This is a genomic window from Actinokineospora lacus (genome assembly GCF_053813445.1).
Genome location: NZ_JBQERA010000006.1, coordinates 438,393 through 452,248, shown reverse-complemented (window position 1 = coordinate 452,248; position 13,856 = coordinate 438,393). Strand labels below are relative to the sequence as shown.

At 72.2% G+C, this 13,856-nt stretch carries 15 protein-coding genes and 1 pseudogene; 7 read left to right on the top strand and 9 right to left on the bottom strand.

Going from position 1 to position 13,856, the window contains the following annotated elements:
- The first annotated feature begins 36 nt into the window (after positions 1 to 36).
- Positions 37 to 1,089 carry an FAD-dependent oxidoreductase gene (locus ACTG9Q_RS18040; protein ID WP_455573954.1) on the top strand — a complete coding sequence of 351 codons (1,053 nt, stop codon included), beginning with the start codon at positions 37 to 39 and terminating at the stop codon, positions 1,087 to 1,089.
- A gap of 14 nt (positions 1,090 to 1,103) precedes the next feature.
- Here the strand turns inward: ACTG9Q_RS18040 and ACTG9Q_RS18035 are convergent, their stop codons facing one another.
- Both ACTG9Q_RS18035 and ACTG9Q_RS18030 read right to left on the bottom strand, forming a co-directional pair.
- On the bottom strand, positions 1,104 to 1,511 hold the full coding sequence (locus tag ACTG9Q_RS18035; protein ID WP_455573953.1) for a GNAT family N-acetyltransferase: 408 nt from the start codon (positions 1,509 to 1,511) through the stop codon (positions 1,104 to 1,106).
- A 10-nt stretch (positions 1,512 to 1,521) separates the two neighbouring features.
- The gene (locus ACTG9Q_RS18030; RefSeq protein ID WP_455573952.1) at positions 1,522 to 2,307 is read right to left on the bottom strand and encodes an AraC family transcriptional regulator; all 786 of its coding nucleotides are present in this window, start codon (positions 2,305 to 2,307) and stop codon (positions 1,522 to 1,524) included.
- A gap of 86 nt (positions 2,308 to 2,393) precedes the next feature.
- Between ACTG9Q_RS18030 and ACTG9Q_RS18025 the strand changes: the two genes are divergently transcribed.
- From ACTG9Q_RS18025 to ACTG9Q_RS18010, 4 genes are all read left to right on the top strand, one after another.
- Positions 2,394 to 2,972, top strand: coding sequence for a TIGR03086 family metal-binding protein (locus ACTG9Q_RS18025; RefSeq protein ID WP_455573951.1), 579 nt, complete (start codon positions 2,394 to 2,396; stop codon positions 2,970 to 2,972).
- 9 nt (positions 2,973 to 2,981) lie between these two features.
- The gene (locus ACTG9Q_RS18020; RefSeq protein WP_455573950.1) at positions 2,982 to 4,031 is read left to right on the top strand and encodes an NAD(P)/FAD-dependent oxidoreductase; all 1,050 of its coding nucleotides are present in this window, start codon (positions 2,982 to 2,984) and stop codon (positions 4,029 to 4,031) included.
- 200 nt (positions 4,032 to 4,231) lie between these two features.
- The gene (locus ACTG9Q_RS18015; protein WP_455573949.1) at positions 4,232 to 5,605 is read left to right on the top strand and encodes an FAD-binding oxidoreductase; all 1,374 of its coding nucleotides are present in this window, start codon (positions 4,232 to 4,234) and stop codon (positions 5,603 to 5,605) included.
- A gap of 13 nt (positions 5,606 to 5,618) precedes the next feature.
- Complete coding sequence (locus tag ACTG9Q_RS18010; RefSeq protein WP_455573948.1) at positions 5,619 to 7,166, top strand: acetolactate synthase large subunit; 1,548 nt, start codon at positions 5,619 to 5,621, stop codon at positions 7,164 to 7,166.
- A 192-nt stretch (positions 7,167 to 7,358) separates the two neighbouring features.
- Here ACTG9Q_RS18010 and ACTG9Q_RS18005 read toward each other — a convergent pair.
- The 4 genes and pseudogenes from ACTG9Q_RS18005 to ACTG9Q_RS17990 all read right to left on the bottom strand — a co-directional run.
- A pseudogene (locus tag ACTG9Q_RS18005) lies at positions 7,359 to 7,841 on the bottom strand (hypothetical protein); the annotation flags it as partial.
- Positions 7,842 to 8,104: 263 nt separating this feature from the next.
- Positions 8,105 to 8,434 (bottom strand): DUF6879 family protein, encoded by a 330-nt coding sequence (locus ACTG9Q_RS18000; RefSeq protein WP_455573947.1) that lies wholly within the window; start codon positions 8,432 to 8,434, stop codon positions 8,105 to 8,107.
- The gene (locus ACTG9Q_RS17995) at positions 8,361 to 8,654 is read right to left on the bottom strand and encodes a DUF6879 family protein (protein WP_455573946.1); all 294 of its coding nucleotides are present in this window, start codon (positions 8,652 to 8,654) and stop codon (positions 8,361 to 8,363) included. The genes ACTG9Q_RS18000 and ACTG9Q_RS17995 overlap by 74 nt, the downstream gene beginning before the upstream one ends.
- 371 nt (positions 8,655 to 9,025) lie before the next feature.
- Positions 9,026 to 9,997 (bottom strand): helix-turn-helix transcriptional regulator, encoded by a 972-nt coding sequence (locus tag ACTG9Q_RS17990; protein ID WP_455573945.1) that lies wholly within the window; start codon positions 9,995 to 9,997, stop codon positions 9,026 to 9,028.
- A gap of 74 nt (positions 9,998 to 10,071) precedes the next feature.
- Here ACTG9Q_RS17990 and ACTG9Q_RS17985 point away from each other — a divergent pair, with 74 nt between their 5' ends.
- Positions 10,072 to 10,473, top strand: coding sequence for a VOC family protein (locus tag ACTG9Q_RS17985; RefSeq protein ID WP_455573944.1), 402 nt, complete (start codon positions 10,072 to 10,074; stop codon positions 10,471 to 10,473).
- 107 nt (positions 10,474 to 10,580) lie between these two features.
- Here the strand turns inward: ACTG9Q_RS17985 and ACTG9Q_RS17980 are convergent, their stop codons facing one another.
- Genes ACTG9Q_RS17980 through ACTG9Q_RS17970 form a run of 3 tightly spaced genes read right to left on the bottom strand, consistent with a single transcriptional unit; the run spans position 10,581 to position 13,045 of the window.
- Entirely contained in the window at positions 10,581 to 10,826 is a 246-nt protein-coding gene (locus ACTG9Q_RS17980; protein ID WP_455573943.1) for a hypothetical protein, read from the bottom strand.
- A gap of 17 nt (positions 10,827 to 10,843) precedes the next feature.
- Positions 10,844 to 11,962 (bottom strand): fatty acid desaturase family protein, encoded by a 1,119-nt coding sequence (locus tag ACTG9Q_RS17975; RefSeq protein ID WP_455573942.1) that lies wholly within the window; start codon positions 11,960 to 11,962, stop codon positions 10,844 to 10,846.
- Positions 11,963 to 11,971: 9 nt separating this feature from the next.
- Positions 11,972 to 13,045 (bottom strand): ferredoxin reductase, encoded by a 1,074-nt coding sequence (locus ACTG9Q_RS17970; protein ID WP_455573941.1) that lies wholly within the window; start codon positions 13,043 to 13,045, stop codon positions 11,972 to 11,974.
- Positions 13,046 to 13,155: 110 nt separating this feature from the next.
- Between ACTG9Q_RS17970 and ACTG9Q_RS17965 the strand changes: the two genes are divergently transcribed.
- A complete protein-coding gene (locus ACTG9Q_RS17965; protein ID WP_455573940.1) occupies positions 13,156 to 13,812 on the top strand; it encodes a TetR family transcriptional regulator in 657 nt (218 codons plus the stop codon).
- Positions 13,813 to 13,856 lie beyond the last annotated feature (44 nt).

Here is a 13,856-nt window from a genome sequence, read left to right as displayed (position 1 = left end):
GGGCATGTACGGCGGGCCCGGCGCGTTGACACCGACGTGGCAACCGACATCGACGTGGTGGTGATCGGCGCGGGGCAGGCGGGCCTGTCCAGCGCCTACCACCTGCGCAGGCACGGCCTGGACTTCGTCGTCCTCGACGCCAACCCCACCCCCGGCGGCGCCTGGCACCACCGCAGGCCCGGCCTGGTCATGGACAAGGTGCACGGCTTCCACAGCCTGCCCGGCCTCGCCCTGGGCACCCCGGACCCCCAGCGCCCCGCCGCGGAGGCCATCACCGACTACTTCGCCCGGTACGAGGCCGAGTTGGGCCTGCCCGTCGTCCGCCCTGCCCGGGTGACCTCGGTCACCGACGCGGGCGAGCGGCTCACCGTCTCCGCCGACCGCGCCTGGTCCGCGCGGGCGCTGATCAACGCGACCGGCACGTGGGGCAAGCCGTTCTGGCCGCGCTACCCCGGCCAGGAGACCTTCCAGGGCCGCCAGCTCCACAGCGCCGACTACCGCGCGCCCGAGGACTTCCGCGGCAGGCGCGTGGTCGTCGTCGGCGGCGGGACCTCCGCGGTGGAGGCGCTGCTGGAGATCGGCCCGCTCGCCGCGGAGACCACCTGGGTCACCCGCCGCCCGCCGGTCTTCCGCGAGGGCCCCTTCACTCCCGAGTACGGCCGCGCCGCCGTGGCCAGGGTCGCCGACCGGGTCGCCGCGGGGCTGCCGCCCGCCAGCGTCGTCAGCGTCACCGACCTGTCCCTGACGCCCCAGGTCGAGGCCGCCATCGCCCGCGGGGAACTGCGGCGCAGGCCCCTGTTCGACCGGATCACCCCGACCGGCGTCCGCTGGGCGGACGGCACCGAGATCGATGCCGACGTGATCCTCTGGGCCACCGGCTTCCGGGCCGCGCTCGACCACCTGGCGCCGCTGCGGCTGCGCTCGCCCGGCGGCGGCATCGCCATGACCGGCACCCGGGTCACCGCCGACCCGCGCGTCCACCTGGTCGGCTACGGCCCCTCCGCCAGCACGGTCGGCGCCACCCGGGCGGGCCGCGCCGCCGCCGCCGAGGTCCGCGCCCTGCTGGCCAGGACGCCGGTCCCGGCCTGATCACTGCTGGCTGATCACCCCTGGGCGGGGCGCTCCAGGTAGGTCTCGTCGGGCTTGCCGAAACCGAAGCCCTCGTAGAGCCCGTGGGCGTCGGCGGTGTGCAGCATCCACCGGAAGCGCGCGCCCGGCCCGTCCTCGACCATCCGGTGGACCAGCGCCTTGCCCAGGCCCTGCCCGCGCGCCGACGCCAGGACGTAGACGTCGGCCAGGTAGGCCATCGAGACCCCGTCCGAGGTGGCCCTGGCGAAGCCCACCTGCGCCCCGGTGCCCGCCTCGTACGCGCCGACGACGCGCCACGCCGCGCGCAGCTGCGCCTCGAACTGCTCCCGGGTGCGCCACCGGCCCCAGTACGGCTCGGTGGACAGGAACGCCCACACGGCGCCGACATCGATGCGGTCCGGGTCGTCATCCAGGTCGTACACGCCCGCGAAACTACCCGCCCGCGGCGTAGCGGGCAGGTGAGATCCCGATGGCCGCGGTGAACTCGCGGGTGAAGTGCGCCTGGTCGCTGAAACCCAGGTCACCGGCCAGCGCGGCCCAGTCCACCACCCCGCCCCCGTCGGCGCGGGCGGCGGCCTCGTGCATCCGGTACCGGCGGATCACCCACTTCGGACCGACGCCGACGTAGTCGTTGAACAGCCGCTGTACCGAGCGCACCGTGCGGCCGACACCAGCCGCCAGCTCGTCGACCCGGGTCAACCCGCGGTCCTCGGCGATGGCGGCCACCAGCGCGCGCACCTCGTCCACCGCGGGGTCGACCGGCGGGCACAGCGGCAGCAGCGCGGCCTCGGCGGCCTCGACACCGCCGCCGGAGAGCACGGGACCCGAGAGCACGGGACCGGGCGCGAAACCGGGCAGCAGGTCGGCGGCGGCGAAGCGCTCGTCGGTCAGCGACGAGACCCGCCTGCCCAGCCACGGGCGGAACCCGCCCGCGTGGAAGCGCACCCCGTGCGCCTGCCCGCGGCCGACCAGCCGCGCGCGGAACAGCCCGTGCAGCACCCCGTAGACCCAGGCGCCGTCCTCCTCGAACACCAGGTGGACGTTGGGATGGGGCACGACCCGCTGGGTGAAGGCGTCGGCGAGGTCCCACGAGACCTGCCAGTGGTACTCGACGAACGGTGCCAGCGCCGGGGACGGCGGGGCCTTGCGCAGCTCGAACTTGGTCCGCGCCGTCCTCGGGTCCAGCACGCCGGGGCTCGCCTCGTCCACCACAGCCACGAGTCCACGGTAGACCGCCGTCACGTTTCTTCAGCCGTCGCGTTTCTTCAAGACGCGCCACCGGGGCCCGACCTACCGTCGCGGGCATGGAACACCGCCTCATGGCCGACGCGGCGGCCGCCGCCGTCGAGATCGCCCGCAACGTCAAGCCCAGCCAGTACGACCTGCCCACGCCGTGCCCGGAGTGGGACGTGCGCGCCCTGGCCAACCACCTGACCCACTGGTCCGCCGTGGTCTCCGAGCGCACCGCCCGCAAGCTGCCCCGCCCCACCGACGGCTCCGAGGACGAGGGCGTCGACTACACCGACGGCGACTGGCCCGCCTTCTTCGCCGAGCGCATCGGGCGCGCCGTCGCCGCGTGGTCCGAGCCGGGCGCGTGGGAGGGCGAGTCGGTGATGGCGGCGAGCCCGCTGCCCGCCCGCACGATCGCCACGATGCTCTTCGGCGACATCGTCGTGCACGGCTGGGACCTCGCCGCGGCCACCGGGCAGACCCTCGTCGTCTCCGAGGAGGTGGCCCAGGCGGCGCTGCGCGGCATCGAGGGCATGGCGGTCATGGGCCGCGAGTGGGGCGCGTTCGGTCCCGAGGTGAGCGTCCCGGCCGACGCCCCGACCCTGGTGCGCGCGTTGGCGCTGAGCGGCCGCGACCCGAGGTGGCGGCCGTAGTCTTCGGTCATGTCGTGGGACGTGGTGGTCGTCGGGGGCGGTATCGCCGGGGTGTCGATCGCCGGTGAGCTGGCGGCGAGCGGGTCGGTCCTGCTGGTGGAGGCCGAGGCGGAGCTGGCCCGGCACACGACCGGGCGCTCGGCGGCGATCTACCTGCCCTCCTACGGCAGCCCGGTCGTCCGGGCGCTGACCGCGGCGTCCAAGCCCCGCATGGACGACGACCTGCTCACCCCGCGCGCGATGCTCTGGCTGGCGACCGCCGGGCCGGGCCGGGACATCCCCGGCGCCCACCCGATCGACGTCGAGCGCGCCCGGGAGCTGTGCCCGGCGCTGCGCCCGGGCGCGGTCACCGCCGCCGCGCTGGACGAGCACACCGCCGACATCGACGCGATGGGGCTGCACCAGTCCTACGTCCGCGGCCTGCGCGCCCGCGGGGGCGAGGTCCGCCGGGGAGCGCCGCTGACCGCGCTGGCCAGGGACGGCGCGGGCTGGCGGGTCGGCCTCGGCGCCGACGAAGTCACCGCTGGGCTCGTCGTGGCCGCGGCCGGGGCGTGGACCGACCAGGTCGCCGCCATGGCCGGGGTGCCGCCGCTGGGGCTGAGGCCGCTGCGCCGGACCATCGCCATCGCCGCGGGCGGGCCCGTCGACCCCGGCTGGCCGATGGTCGCCGACATCGACGACCGGTTCTACTTCCGGCCCGAGTCCGGCGCGCTGCTGGTCTCGCCCGCCGACGAGACCCCCAGCGAGCCCGTCGACGCCAGGCCCGACGACCTCGACGTCGCCCTCGCCCTGGACCGGGTCAACGAGGTCACCACGCTGGGGCTGCGGTCGGTGCGCACGGCGTGGGCCGGGCTGCGCACCTTCGCCCCGGACCGCGACCCAGTGGTCGGCGCCCATTCCGAGCACCCCGGTTTCGCGTTCTTCGCGGGCCAGGGCGGCTACGGCATCCAGATGGCCGCCGCGCTCGCCGCCGCCGGGGCCGCGGTGATCACCGGACAGCCTTTGCCCGCCGACATCGCGGTCACGCAGGCGCAGCTTTCGCCCAATCGCTTCTCCTGACCAGTGGTCACGGCCGGGGATTCGCCGGAGGTCTCGGCGGCCGAGCTTCCCGCTGGACGCACCGGCGAAAGGCCCGAGTACGACCAGGTACGAGGACCTTCCTCCGGCACACCCAGCGGAAACCTCGATCCACCGATACCCCCAGCGCATCCCCGCCCGCAACCACTAGTGTTACGCGCCAGTACGGCGGAGGGAGTCCCATGACGGACATGCGGTCGCGGCTCGCCGGGATCGTCGGCGGGCCGAACGTGCGCGCGGGCGCGGACGCCGCCGAGGACTACGCCCGCGACGAGGGCCTGACCAGCGTCGCGAGCAGGCCCGCCTACGTGGTGTGCCCCTCGACGGCCGGGGAAGTGGCCGAGATCCTGCGCTGCGCCACCGAGACCGGGACCCCGGTCACCGCGCGCGGGTCCGGCACCGGGCTCTCCGGCGCGGCCGTGCCCCGCGAGGACGCGATCCTGGTGTCCTTCGAGCGGATGAACGCCGTCCTGGAGATCGACACCGAGAACCACGTCGCCGTGGTGCAGCCCGGGGTCACCCTGCGCGAGCTGGAGGAGCGCACCGCGGAGCACGGGCTCGTCTACCCGGTCTACCCCGGCGAGCTGGGCGGCAGCCTCGGCGGCAACGTGGCCACCAACGCGGGCGGGATGCGCGCGGTCCGCTACGGCGTCACCCGCCACCACGTGCTCGGCATCGAGGCGGTGCTGGCCACCGGCGAGGTGCTCCGCTGCGGCGGCAAGTACGTCAAGGCCAGCACCGGCTACGACCTCACCCAGCTCGTCGTCGGCTCCGAGGGCACGCTGGCCCTGGTCACCGAGGCCACCCTGAAGCTGCAGCCGCGCGTGGCCCACCAGGCCACCGTGCTGGCGCCCTTCACCGACCTCACCGCCGTCGTCCGGGCCGTGCCGAAGGTCGTCGCCAGCGGGATCGGCCCGCTGATCCTGGAGTACATCGACGCCATGACGATGGGCGCGATCACCTACACCCACGACCTGCAGCTGGGCATCCCCGACCAGGTCCGCGACACCTCGCAGGCGTACCTGGTGGTCATGCTGGAGAACCGCGACACCGAGCGGCTCGACGACGACGTCGCCGCCACCGGCCAGCTGCTCAGCGACCTCGGCGCCGTCGACGCCTACGTGCTGCCCGGCCCGTCGGCCCGGCGGCTGATCGAGGCCCGCGAGCAGGCGTTCTACACCGCGAAGGGCGCGGGCGCCGACGACATCATCGACACCGTGCTGCCGCGCGCCGCGCTGCCGGAGTTCATGGCCAGGGTCACCGGCGTCGCCCAGGCGACGGAGACCTTCGTCGTGGGCTGCGGGCACGCGGGCGACGGCAACGTGCACCTGGCGGTGTTCCAGAAGGACGCCGAGAAGCGGGCCAAGGCGCTGCACGGCCTCTTCGCAGCGAGCCTGGAGCTGGGCGGGGCGATCTCCGGCGAGCACGGCGTCGGCCACGCCAAGAAGCGCTACTTCCTCGACCTGGAGGACCCGGCGAAGATCGCGCTCATGAAGCGGATCAAGCAGGCGTTCGACCCCAGTGGCGTGCTCAACCCGGGCGTCCTGTTCGACTGACGGAATGGACCACATGAACGGCGCACAGTCCCTCATCCGCACCCTCGTCGACTCCGGTGTCGAGGTGTGCTTCGCCAACCCCGGCACCTCCGAGATGCACTTCGTCGCCGCGCTGGACTCGGTGCCGAAGATGCGGGGGGTGCTGGCCCTGTTCGAGGGGGTGGTGACGGGGGCGGCCGACGGCTACGCCCGGATGGCGGGCAAGCCCGCCGCGACCCTGCTGCACCTGGGCCCCGGCATGGCCAACGGCATGGCGAACCTGCACAACGCCCGCCGCGCGCACACCCCGATCGTCAACGTCATCGGCGACCACGCGGGCTACCACAAGGGGTTCGACGCCCCGCTGGAGTCCGACATCGACGCCCTCAACGGCTGGACGAACGGCTGGAACCGCACCTCGACCGACACCGCCGCGGTCGGCAGGGACGCGGCCGAGGCCGTCGCCGCCGCCCGCACCGCGCCCGGCCGCATCGCCAACCTGGTCCTGCCCGCCGACGTGTCCTGGGGCGAGGGCGGCCACCCCGTCGCGGAGATCATCCCGCCTGCCCCCGCCACCGTGGACGACGCGCGGATCGCCGACGTCGCGGGCGTCCTCGGCGAGTCCACCGTGATCCTGCTGGGCGCGGGCGTGACCGGTGAGCGCGGCCTGCGCGCCGCAGGCCGTGTCGCCGCCGCCACCGGCGCCAAGCTGTTCGCCGAGACCTTCCCCGCCCGCATCGAGCGCGGCGCGGGCCTGCCCGCCGTCGACCGGCTCGGCTACCTGGCCGAGCAGGTCCAGTGGCAGCTCACCGACATCAAGCACCTGGTCCTGGTCGGCGCCAAGGCCCCGGTCTCGTTCTTCGCCTACCCGGGCAAGCCCAGCGAGCTCACCCCCGAGGGCTGCGCGGTGCACACCCTGGCTGAGCTGACCGACGACACCGCCGACGCCCTGGACCGCCTGGCCGAGAAGGTGGCCGCGGGCGTGGAACCGGTCCTGTCCGCCGCCCCGCGCCCCGCCCTGCCCACCGGCGAGCTGACCCCGCAGAACTGGGCCGACGTGATCGGCGCCCTGCTGCCGGAAGCCGCGATCATCTCCGACGAGGCCAACACCTCCGGCCTGATGGTCCCCATGGCCACCGCGGGCGCCCCCCGCCACGACGTCCTCACCCTGACCGGCGGCGCCATCGGCCAGGGCCTGCCCGTGGCCATCGGCGCGGCGATCGCCTGCCCCGACCGCCCGGTCATCTGCCTGCAGTCCGACGGCAGCGCCATGTACACCATCTCGGCCCTGTGGACGATGGCCCGGGAGAACCTCAACATCACCACGGTCCTGCTCAACAACCGCGCCTACGCCATCCTCCGGATGGAGCTGACCCGGGTGGGCGCCGAGAGCGGCGGCGACCGCGCCAGGGCCCTGTTCGACCTCTCCGGCCCCGACCTGGACTTCACCGCGATCGCCCAGGGCATGGGCGTCCCGGCGACCCGGGCGACGACGGCGGAGGAGTTGGCCGAGCAGTTCCGGAACGCCCTCTCCACCCCCGGCCCGCACCTCATCGAGGCGATGGTGCCGTCCCTGATCTGACCGCCCAGGAGCGACACCGCGCATTCGCCCAACCGCGAACCTTTGCACCGTTGTGCCCGCGACGCCGCGTGCGAGCGCGACGTTGCCGATGCTCAACAGGCACATGCCCGCGCCTCGGTGGTGGTCGCCTGCGGTGAACGCGTCCAGGGCCTGCCGGAAATGGGTCATCGCTTCGGTGAGGTCACCGTGGTGCTGAGCCACCAGACCCATTCCGCGGCGGGAGAACCCGGCTGCCCAGTGGTCGCCGATCCGCTGGGCGATCGCATGGGCGGCGGTGTACCGCTGGAGCGCTTGGGGGTGGTCGGCGTCACGGAGTTCGACGTCACCCAGGCACAGCAGGTTGACGGCTTCACCGGGCAGGTCGGCGATGACGCGGGCCGAGGCCAGCCCCTCCTCGTGCAGGTGTCGCCATTCGGTCCAGTAGCAGCGGAGTTCGAACAGCGCGCTGAGCACGACGGGCAGCTTCCAGGCGATGTCGTACTGGCCGAGGTCCACGGCCTGGCGCTGGGCGTCGAGGAGGTTGAGGCGTTCGCGCTCGTACCAGTCGAGGGCGCTGTCGGCGTCGGGGAACTCGGTGACCTGCTCGAAGGCGGCCGGGGCGAGGGCGACCGGCTGGGCGTGGGGCAGGACGCGTTGGCGAGCGGCGTGCGCCGTGTGGACGTACCAGGTGAGCATGCGCCGGAAACACCGTGGGGAGGCGGGAAGCAGGTGCCGGATCTGCTTGGCCGAAACCGCGTTGTCGATGACCACCAGGACGCTGCGCCCACCCAGCAGCGACCGGTAGAGCGCGGCCCGCTCAGCCAATTCGACGGGCATGGTGTCGGGGTCGACACCGAAGGCGCGGATGAAGCCGTCCAAGGCCTGCCCGGCTGTCAACGCGGTTCCCGTGGCGTATCCGCGCATGTCGACGTAGAGGTCGCCGTCGCGGACATTCTCACTCATGCCAGCGGGCGAAACCTCCCGTCGTGGCGCTGGGCGTACTCGGCGAACGGGATCGACAGGTCGACGGCGACATCGCGCCAGCGGCAGGCTTGGTCGACTTCTCCGGCATCCTCCACCAGCTCCGCGCCGACGAACCCGTCGCCATCGTCATAGAGCATGTGCACCAGAGACGTGGAATCGAACAGCCAGTAGTCCAGCCGGGGGAGACCTTCTGGCCAGTGACCGGCGCCGACCGGGATCACCCGCACGTCCTCACCCGCGCGGACGGTCTCGGCGTAGGTCCACGCGCACTCGAACCGCAGATAATCCGACAAGGGCTCTTCCACCACGTGCACCCGCCCAATCACCCGCCCGGAGCCGACCACCACGGACAACACTTTCATCGACCCACGCGGAGACATTGGGGAACACCCCGCGCTCACCGTCGGTCAGGAAACGGCGGAATTCGACAGCTTCCGTGGCAACGTCATAATTCTGCCCGCACTCCAGACGGAAGACCGACTCCCGCGTCTTGAGGAGGCGCTCCAACAACTCCGCCAAGCTCACCGGAGTGTGGCCTTGCCTCACCTCTCATCCTCCGCCGCACCTTGGTGAAACCGGTCCACCGCCGCGAGCAGGGTCCGCGCGGAGATCACAACAGCCCGCTCACCTGAGGCCCACACCACTCAGACCCTCCACCTCCACCGGCTCGACCTCCACTCCCTGCACCACGAAATCGCCACTGTCGGCCACGCAGACCGCGGGGCAGTTAACCGTTCCAGAGGGGCAATCGGTTCCGAGCAGCGTGAGCCTCATGCGAACCACCCATCGGCGAAGAGTATGACAACAACAGGATGGAACTATGCAGTTGCGCCAACAATCACCCAACAGGTTGCTATTGTTCCTGTCGGCGTTCTGTCACTTTTTTGGCGGCTCAATCAGGTGCTCGACGGTGGAGTACGGTGGCAATCTCCGTAGCGGGTGCGGAGTTCCCCACCGATCCGAGCCAGTTCCCATTGGACGGAGGCGGGCTCCACCACCTCGACCATCGCGCCCCAGCCCGCCAGGTTCCTGGCGATATCCAAGGCCGTGGGAGCCCCGAGCCGAACTCGGGATCGGCCGTCGGCCAGTTCTTCATCGGCATGGCAATGCCTGCCGAACTGATTTCGCAGGACCGGCACGAAGCGGGTCTCGATCAAGACGACCGCCCATACGCGCGAGCGTCGCTGCTCCACTTCCCCGACCACTCGCTCCCACGCCGCGGCGAGGGTGAAGTCGTCGGGTCGGGCGGCGGTTTCCTCGGTCGGTTCGGCGCTGGTGATCCGGTCCACCCGGAACGTGCGCTGACCCCGGTCGGTCCCCGCCAGCAGGTACCAGACGTCGTCCTTGTCGACCAGGCCCCACGGGTCGACCAGGCGCTCCGAGCGTTCCCGCGCGCCGCTGGTGTAGGTCAGGCGGACCTTGCGCCTGCGGACCACGGCCGCCTGCAACAGGTCGACCAGCTCGGGCCGCGCCCGGTCGCGCGCTCCCCACCGGGTCGGATCGATCACCACCGCGCTCGCCGCGGCCTCGGCGTCCGCGCGGAACGTCGACGGCAGCGCCCGCACGAGTTTGCGCAGCGCGGCCTTCGCCTCCCCTGACACCGCCGCGGCGGGCCCGACCAGCAGGAACAGCGCCTGCGCCTCCGGGGCCGACAACCCGCTCAGATCCGTCCGGGCGCCCCCGACCAGCGACCAGCCACCCCCGCGCCCCGCCTGCGGGTACACCGGAATCCCCGCCGCCGACAGCGCTTCGAGGTCGCGCCGGGCGGTGGCGACGGAGACCTCCAGCGCCGCGGCCAGCTCCGCCGCCGTCACCCGGCCGCGTGCCTGCATCAGCAGGAGGGCGGCGACAAGCCGGTCGGCCCGCATGATCCCTCCCGAAAAGTGCTCAGTTGATGAGCACTTTAGCCCGGAGACTGGTGTCACCAAGGAAAGGAAGCACCATGCTGCGAGGACTCACCACCATCACCTACTTCACCGACGACGTGCCCGCCGCCGTCGCCTGGTACGCCGACATCCTCGGCGCGGACCCGTACTTCGTCCGCCCGGTGGACGGCCCGCCCGCCTACGTCGAGTTCCGCATCGGCGACCACCAGCACGAGCTGGGCGTCCTCGACCGCCGCTACGCCCCCCACACCGGGACCGGCGGCACCGTCACGTACTGGGCCGTCGACGACGTCCACGCCGCCTACGAGCACCTGATCTCCCGAGGCGCCACCGAGCACGACAAGCCCACCGAGCGCGGCCCCGGCTTCACCACCGCCTCGGTGATCGACCCGTTCGGCAACATCCTCGGCGTCATGTACAACCAGCACTACCTCGACGTCACCAACGGCAGGACATGAGCACCCCAGCGCCTGAGAGACCCAAATTCACCCGATCCGTGACACCCGAACGGATGTCAGCACAAAGTGTCCACTGTGGTCTCGACAGGCGGTCCACCCGGGACAGCTCACGGCGAGTCATCGACCACGATCGGCCGCACCACGGCATCCTCGTCGGGAACGCGGTCCTGGTCGGCGCGGGCGCGGCGGCTCGCCTCATTCATCTCGATGACGTCGGTGGCCCAGTCGCCGACTTCCCGTGCCACATCGCGGACCGCGGTGGTGACGATCTGCGCGATGCGCCCGACGTGGTCGGCGGCGGACTCCGTCAGCTCCTGCAGGGTGTCCTTGCGCGACTCGAACTCGCTGACCATCGGCTGCTCCCCGGGGCTCACGCCGCGCGCGGCGCGCGGTCGGTCTCGACGGTACCGGGCGGGCTCGGCGTGGGCTTCCCGCGCAGCCAGTCCGGCAGGGCGAGCCGGACGATCTTGCCGAACACCGAGCCCAGCTGCCTCGCCAGGCCGCCGGTGTTGTACGGCAGGCCGTACTTCGCGCAGATCGCCCGCACCTCCGGGGCGATCATCGGGTAGCGCCGGGCCGGGATGTCCGGGAACAGGTGGTGCTCGATCTGGTGGGACAGGTTGCCGGACATGACGTGGAACAGCGGGCTGCCGGTGATGTTGGCCGAGCCGAGCATCTGCCGGTGGTACCACTGCCCGCGGCTCTCGTTCGCGGTCTCCTCCTCGGTGAAGGAGGCGACGCCCGCCGGGAAGTGTCCACAGAAGATGATCGAGAACGCCCACACGTTGCGCACCAGGTTCGCCGTCGCGTTGCCCACCAGCGTCGGCACGAACAGCGGGCCGCTCAGCGCGGGGAACAGCGCGTAGTCCTTGAGGACCTGCTTGACCCCCTTGTGCCACATGCGCTTGCGCTCGGCGGCGGTCTCCGACCACTTCTTCTCCCCGGTGGCCAGCTTCTCGGCTTCGAGGTCGTGCAGCATTACCCCCCACTGGAAGAAGACCATCAGCAGCGCCGCGTACACCGGGTTGCCGAGGTAGTAGGGGTTCCACTTCTGCTCGGGGTCGATCCGCAGGATGCCGTAGCCGATGTCGCGGTCCTTGCCGAGGATGTTGGTGAAGGTGTGGTGCACGTAGTTGTGCGAGTGCTTCCAGTTCGCCGCGGGCGCGACGGTGTCCCACTCGAACATCCGCGAGTTCAGCGCCGGGTCGCGCATCCAGTCGTACTGCCCGTGCATCACGTTGTGGCCGATCTCCATGTTGTCCAGGATCTTGGAGACCGACAGCGCGGCCGTGCCCGCGAGCCAGGCGGGCGGCAGGAAGCCCAGCAACAGCAGGCCGCGCCCGGCGACCTCCAGGGCCCGCTGGACCTTCACCACGTCGAGGATGTACTTGCGGTCGGCCTCGCCGAGGTCGGCGAGCACCCGCCGGCGGAGCTCGTCGAGGTCGCGGCCGAGGGCGTCGAACTGGGCCGGGGTGAGCTGGGGGGTCATGGCAGTCCTCTACAGGTCGAGGGTGACGTCGCCGACGGGGACGCGGACGCAGAGCTGGACCTCGGTGTCCGGGTCGGTGGACACCTCGCCGCTGCGCACGTCGCGCACGCGGCCCGCGGTCTTGACGCTGGTGCAGGAGAAGCAGATGCCCATGCGGCAGCCGTGCGCGGGGGTCAGCCCGGCGGCCTCGGCCTGCTCCAGCAGCGTGTGCCCGGTGTTGGGGGCGCTGCGGCCGCTGCGGGCGAAGGTGAGCGTGCCCGTGGCCTCGCCGGTGTCCACCACGATCGGCGCGGGCGCGAACTCCTCGGTCCGCAGCCGCTCGGTTACACCGAGGCGGGTGTAGATCTCGGTGACGGCGCCCATCAGGCCGGGCGGCCCGCAGAGGTACGCGGGCGCCTCGGCGAACCAGGGGGCGGCCGCGCGCAGGTGCTCCTCGGTGCAGGAGCCGCGCAGGTCACCGTCGTCGGCACTGGTGCAGGCCAGAACGAGCCGGACGCTGGGGTGGCGCTCGGCGAGGGCGCGCAGGTCGGCGAGGTGCGGCACGTCGGCCTGGCGCTTGGCGTAGTGCAGGAAGACGACCTCGCCGCGGTGGTCCTCATCGGCCAGCGTGCGCAGCATCGACAGCACCGGGGTGACGCCGCTGCCGCCGCTGACGAGCAGGACGCGCTCGGGCCGCGGGGTGTCCAGGGTGAACCCGCCCTCGGCCCGCGACAGGTGCAGCACCAGCCCGGCGCGGGCGTTGCCGTGCAGCCAGCGCGAGACGAGTCCGCTGTCGTGCGCCTTGATCGTCAGGTCGAACGCGCCGGGGCGGTGCTGGGAGGTCGCGGGGGAGTAGCAGCGGGTCTGCCGGACGCCGTCGATGTCGACCCCTACCCGCACGAACTGCCCCGCGGTGAACCCGCGCCACCGCCGGGTCGGCCGAACGGTCAGCGTGACCGTGCCCGGAGTGCTTCGGTGCACGTTCGTAACCTGACCCCGCAGTTCGTGGACGGTGAGCAGGGGGTTGACCAGTTCCAGGTATCGGTCCAGGCCATGCGGGGTGGCGAGGGCCTCCAGCAGGCGGAGACCGGCGGTGACGGCCATCGGGTCCTCCCAGTTGGTGTACGTTCGTACACTGAAAAGGGAACGCGGGAACGGCGCGGCTGTCAACCCGAGACGGCTGTGAACACCGCAACAAGGTGCCCGGAGGACCGATGGATCGCGCGCGTACGCTCACTGTCGTGAGCGACGTGGCCGTGGGGACCCGGCAGGAACGCAAGCGGCGCACCAGGCAGGCGCTGTTGGACGCCGCCCTCGGCCTGCTCGACCGCAGCAGCCTGGCCGGGCTGAGCCTGCGCGAGGTCACCCGCGAGGTCGGCATCGTGCCGACCGCGTTCTACCGGCACTTCGCCTCGATGGACGAGCTCGGCGTCGCCCTCGTCGAGGAGAGCATGCGCACCCTGCGCGCCATGCTCCGCGACGCGCGGCGGACCAGGGTGGACGACGCCATCCGCGGCTCGGTGGCCATCCTCGCCGAGCAGGTGCTGGCCAACGAGAACCACTTCCGGTTCCTCATCCGCGAGCGCCACGGCGGCGTCTCGCGGGTGCGCGGGGCCATCGCCACCGAGCTGCGGCTGGTCGGCAGCGAGCTGGCCACCGACCTGGCCCGCTTCCCCGGCTTGGCCGAGTGGGACCCCGAGGACCTGCGGATGGTCGCCGACCTCATGGTCTCCGGGATGCTCGGCATCGTCAGCGCCCTGCTCGACGGCCCCCGCCACCCCGAGGCCGTGGCCGAGGCGATCAAGGTCGGCGAGCGGCAGCTCCGGATCATCGCGCTGGGCATGGCACATTGGAGGAGCACGGCGACCTAGGGTCACGCCACTGGCCCAATCCGGACGTACGGACTGTTTTTTCT

What these genes read in the sequence shown, in the direction of transcription:
- ACTG9Q_RS18025 (WP_455573951.1), top strand. Translation starts at nt 2,394, where the DNA reads ATGGAACACCGCCTCATGGCCGACGCGGCGGCCGCCGCCGTCGAGATC.
- ACTG9Q_RS17985 (WP_455573944.1), top strand. Translation starts at nt 10,072, where the DNA reads ATGCTGCGAGGACTCACCACCATCACCTACTTCACCGACGACGTGCCC.
- ACTG9Q_RS17965 (WP_455573940.1), top strand. Translation starts at nt 13,156, where the DNA reads ATGGATCGCGCGCGTACGCTCACTGTCGTGAGCGACGTGGCCGTGGGG.
- ACTG9Q_RS18015 (WP_455573949.1), top strand. Translation starts at nt 4,232, where the DNA reads ATGACGGACATGCGGTCGCGGCTCGCCGGGATCGTCGGCGGGCCGAAC.
- ACTG9Q_RS17990 (WP_455573945.1), bottom strand. Translation starts at nt 9,997, where the DNA reads ATGCGGGCCGACCGGCTTGTCGCCGCCCTCCTGCTGATGCAGGCACGC.
- ACTG9Q_RS18020 (WP_455573950.1), top strand. Translation starts at nt 2,982, where the DNA reads ATGTCGTGGGACGTGGTGGTCGTCGGGGGCGGTATCGCCGGGGTGTCG.
- ACTG9Q_RS17980 (WP_455573943.1), bottom strand. Translation starts at nt 10,826, where the DNA reads ATGGTCAGCGAGTTCGAGTCGCGCAAGGACACCCTGCAGGAGCTGACG.
- ACTG9Q_RS17970 (WP_455573941.1), bottom strand. Translation starts at nt 13,045, where the DNA reads ATGGCCGTCACCGCCGGTCTCCGCCTGCTGGAGGCCCTCGCCACCCCG.
- ACTG9Q_RS17975 (WP_455573942.1), bottom strand. Translation starts at nt 11,962, where the DNA reads ATGACCCCCCAGCTCACCCCGGCCCAGTTCGACGCCCTCGGCCGCGAC.
- ACTG9Q_RS18010 (WP_455573948.1), top strand. Translation starts at nt 5,619, where the DNA reads ATGAACGGCGCACAGTCCCTCATCCGCACCCTCGTCGACTCCGGTGTC.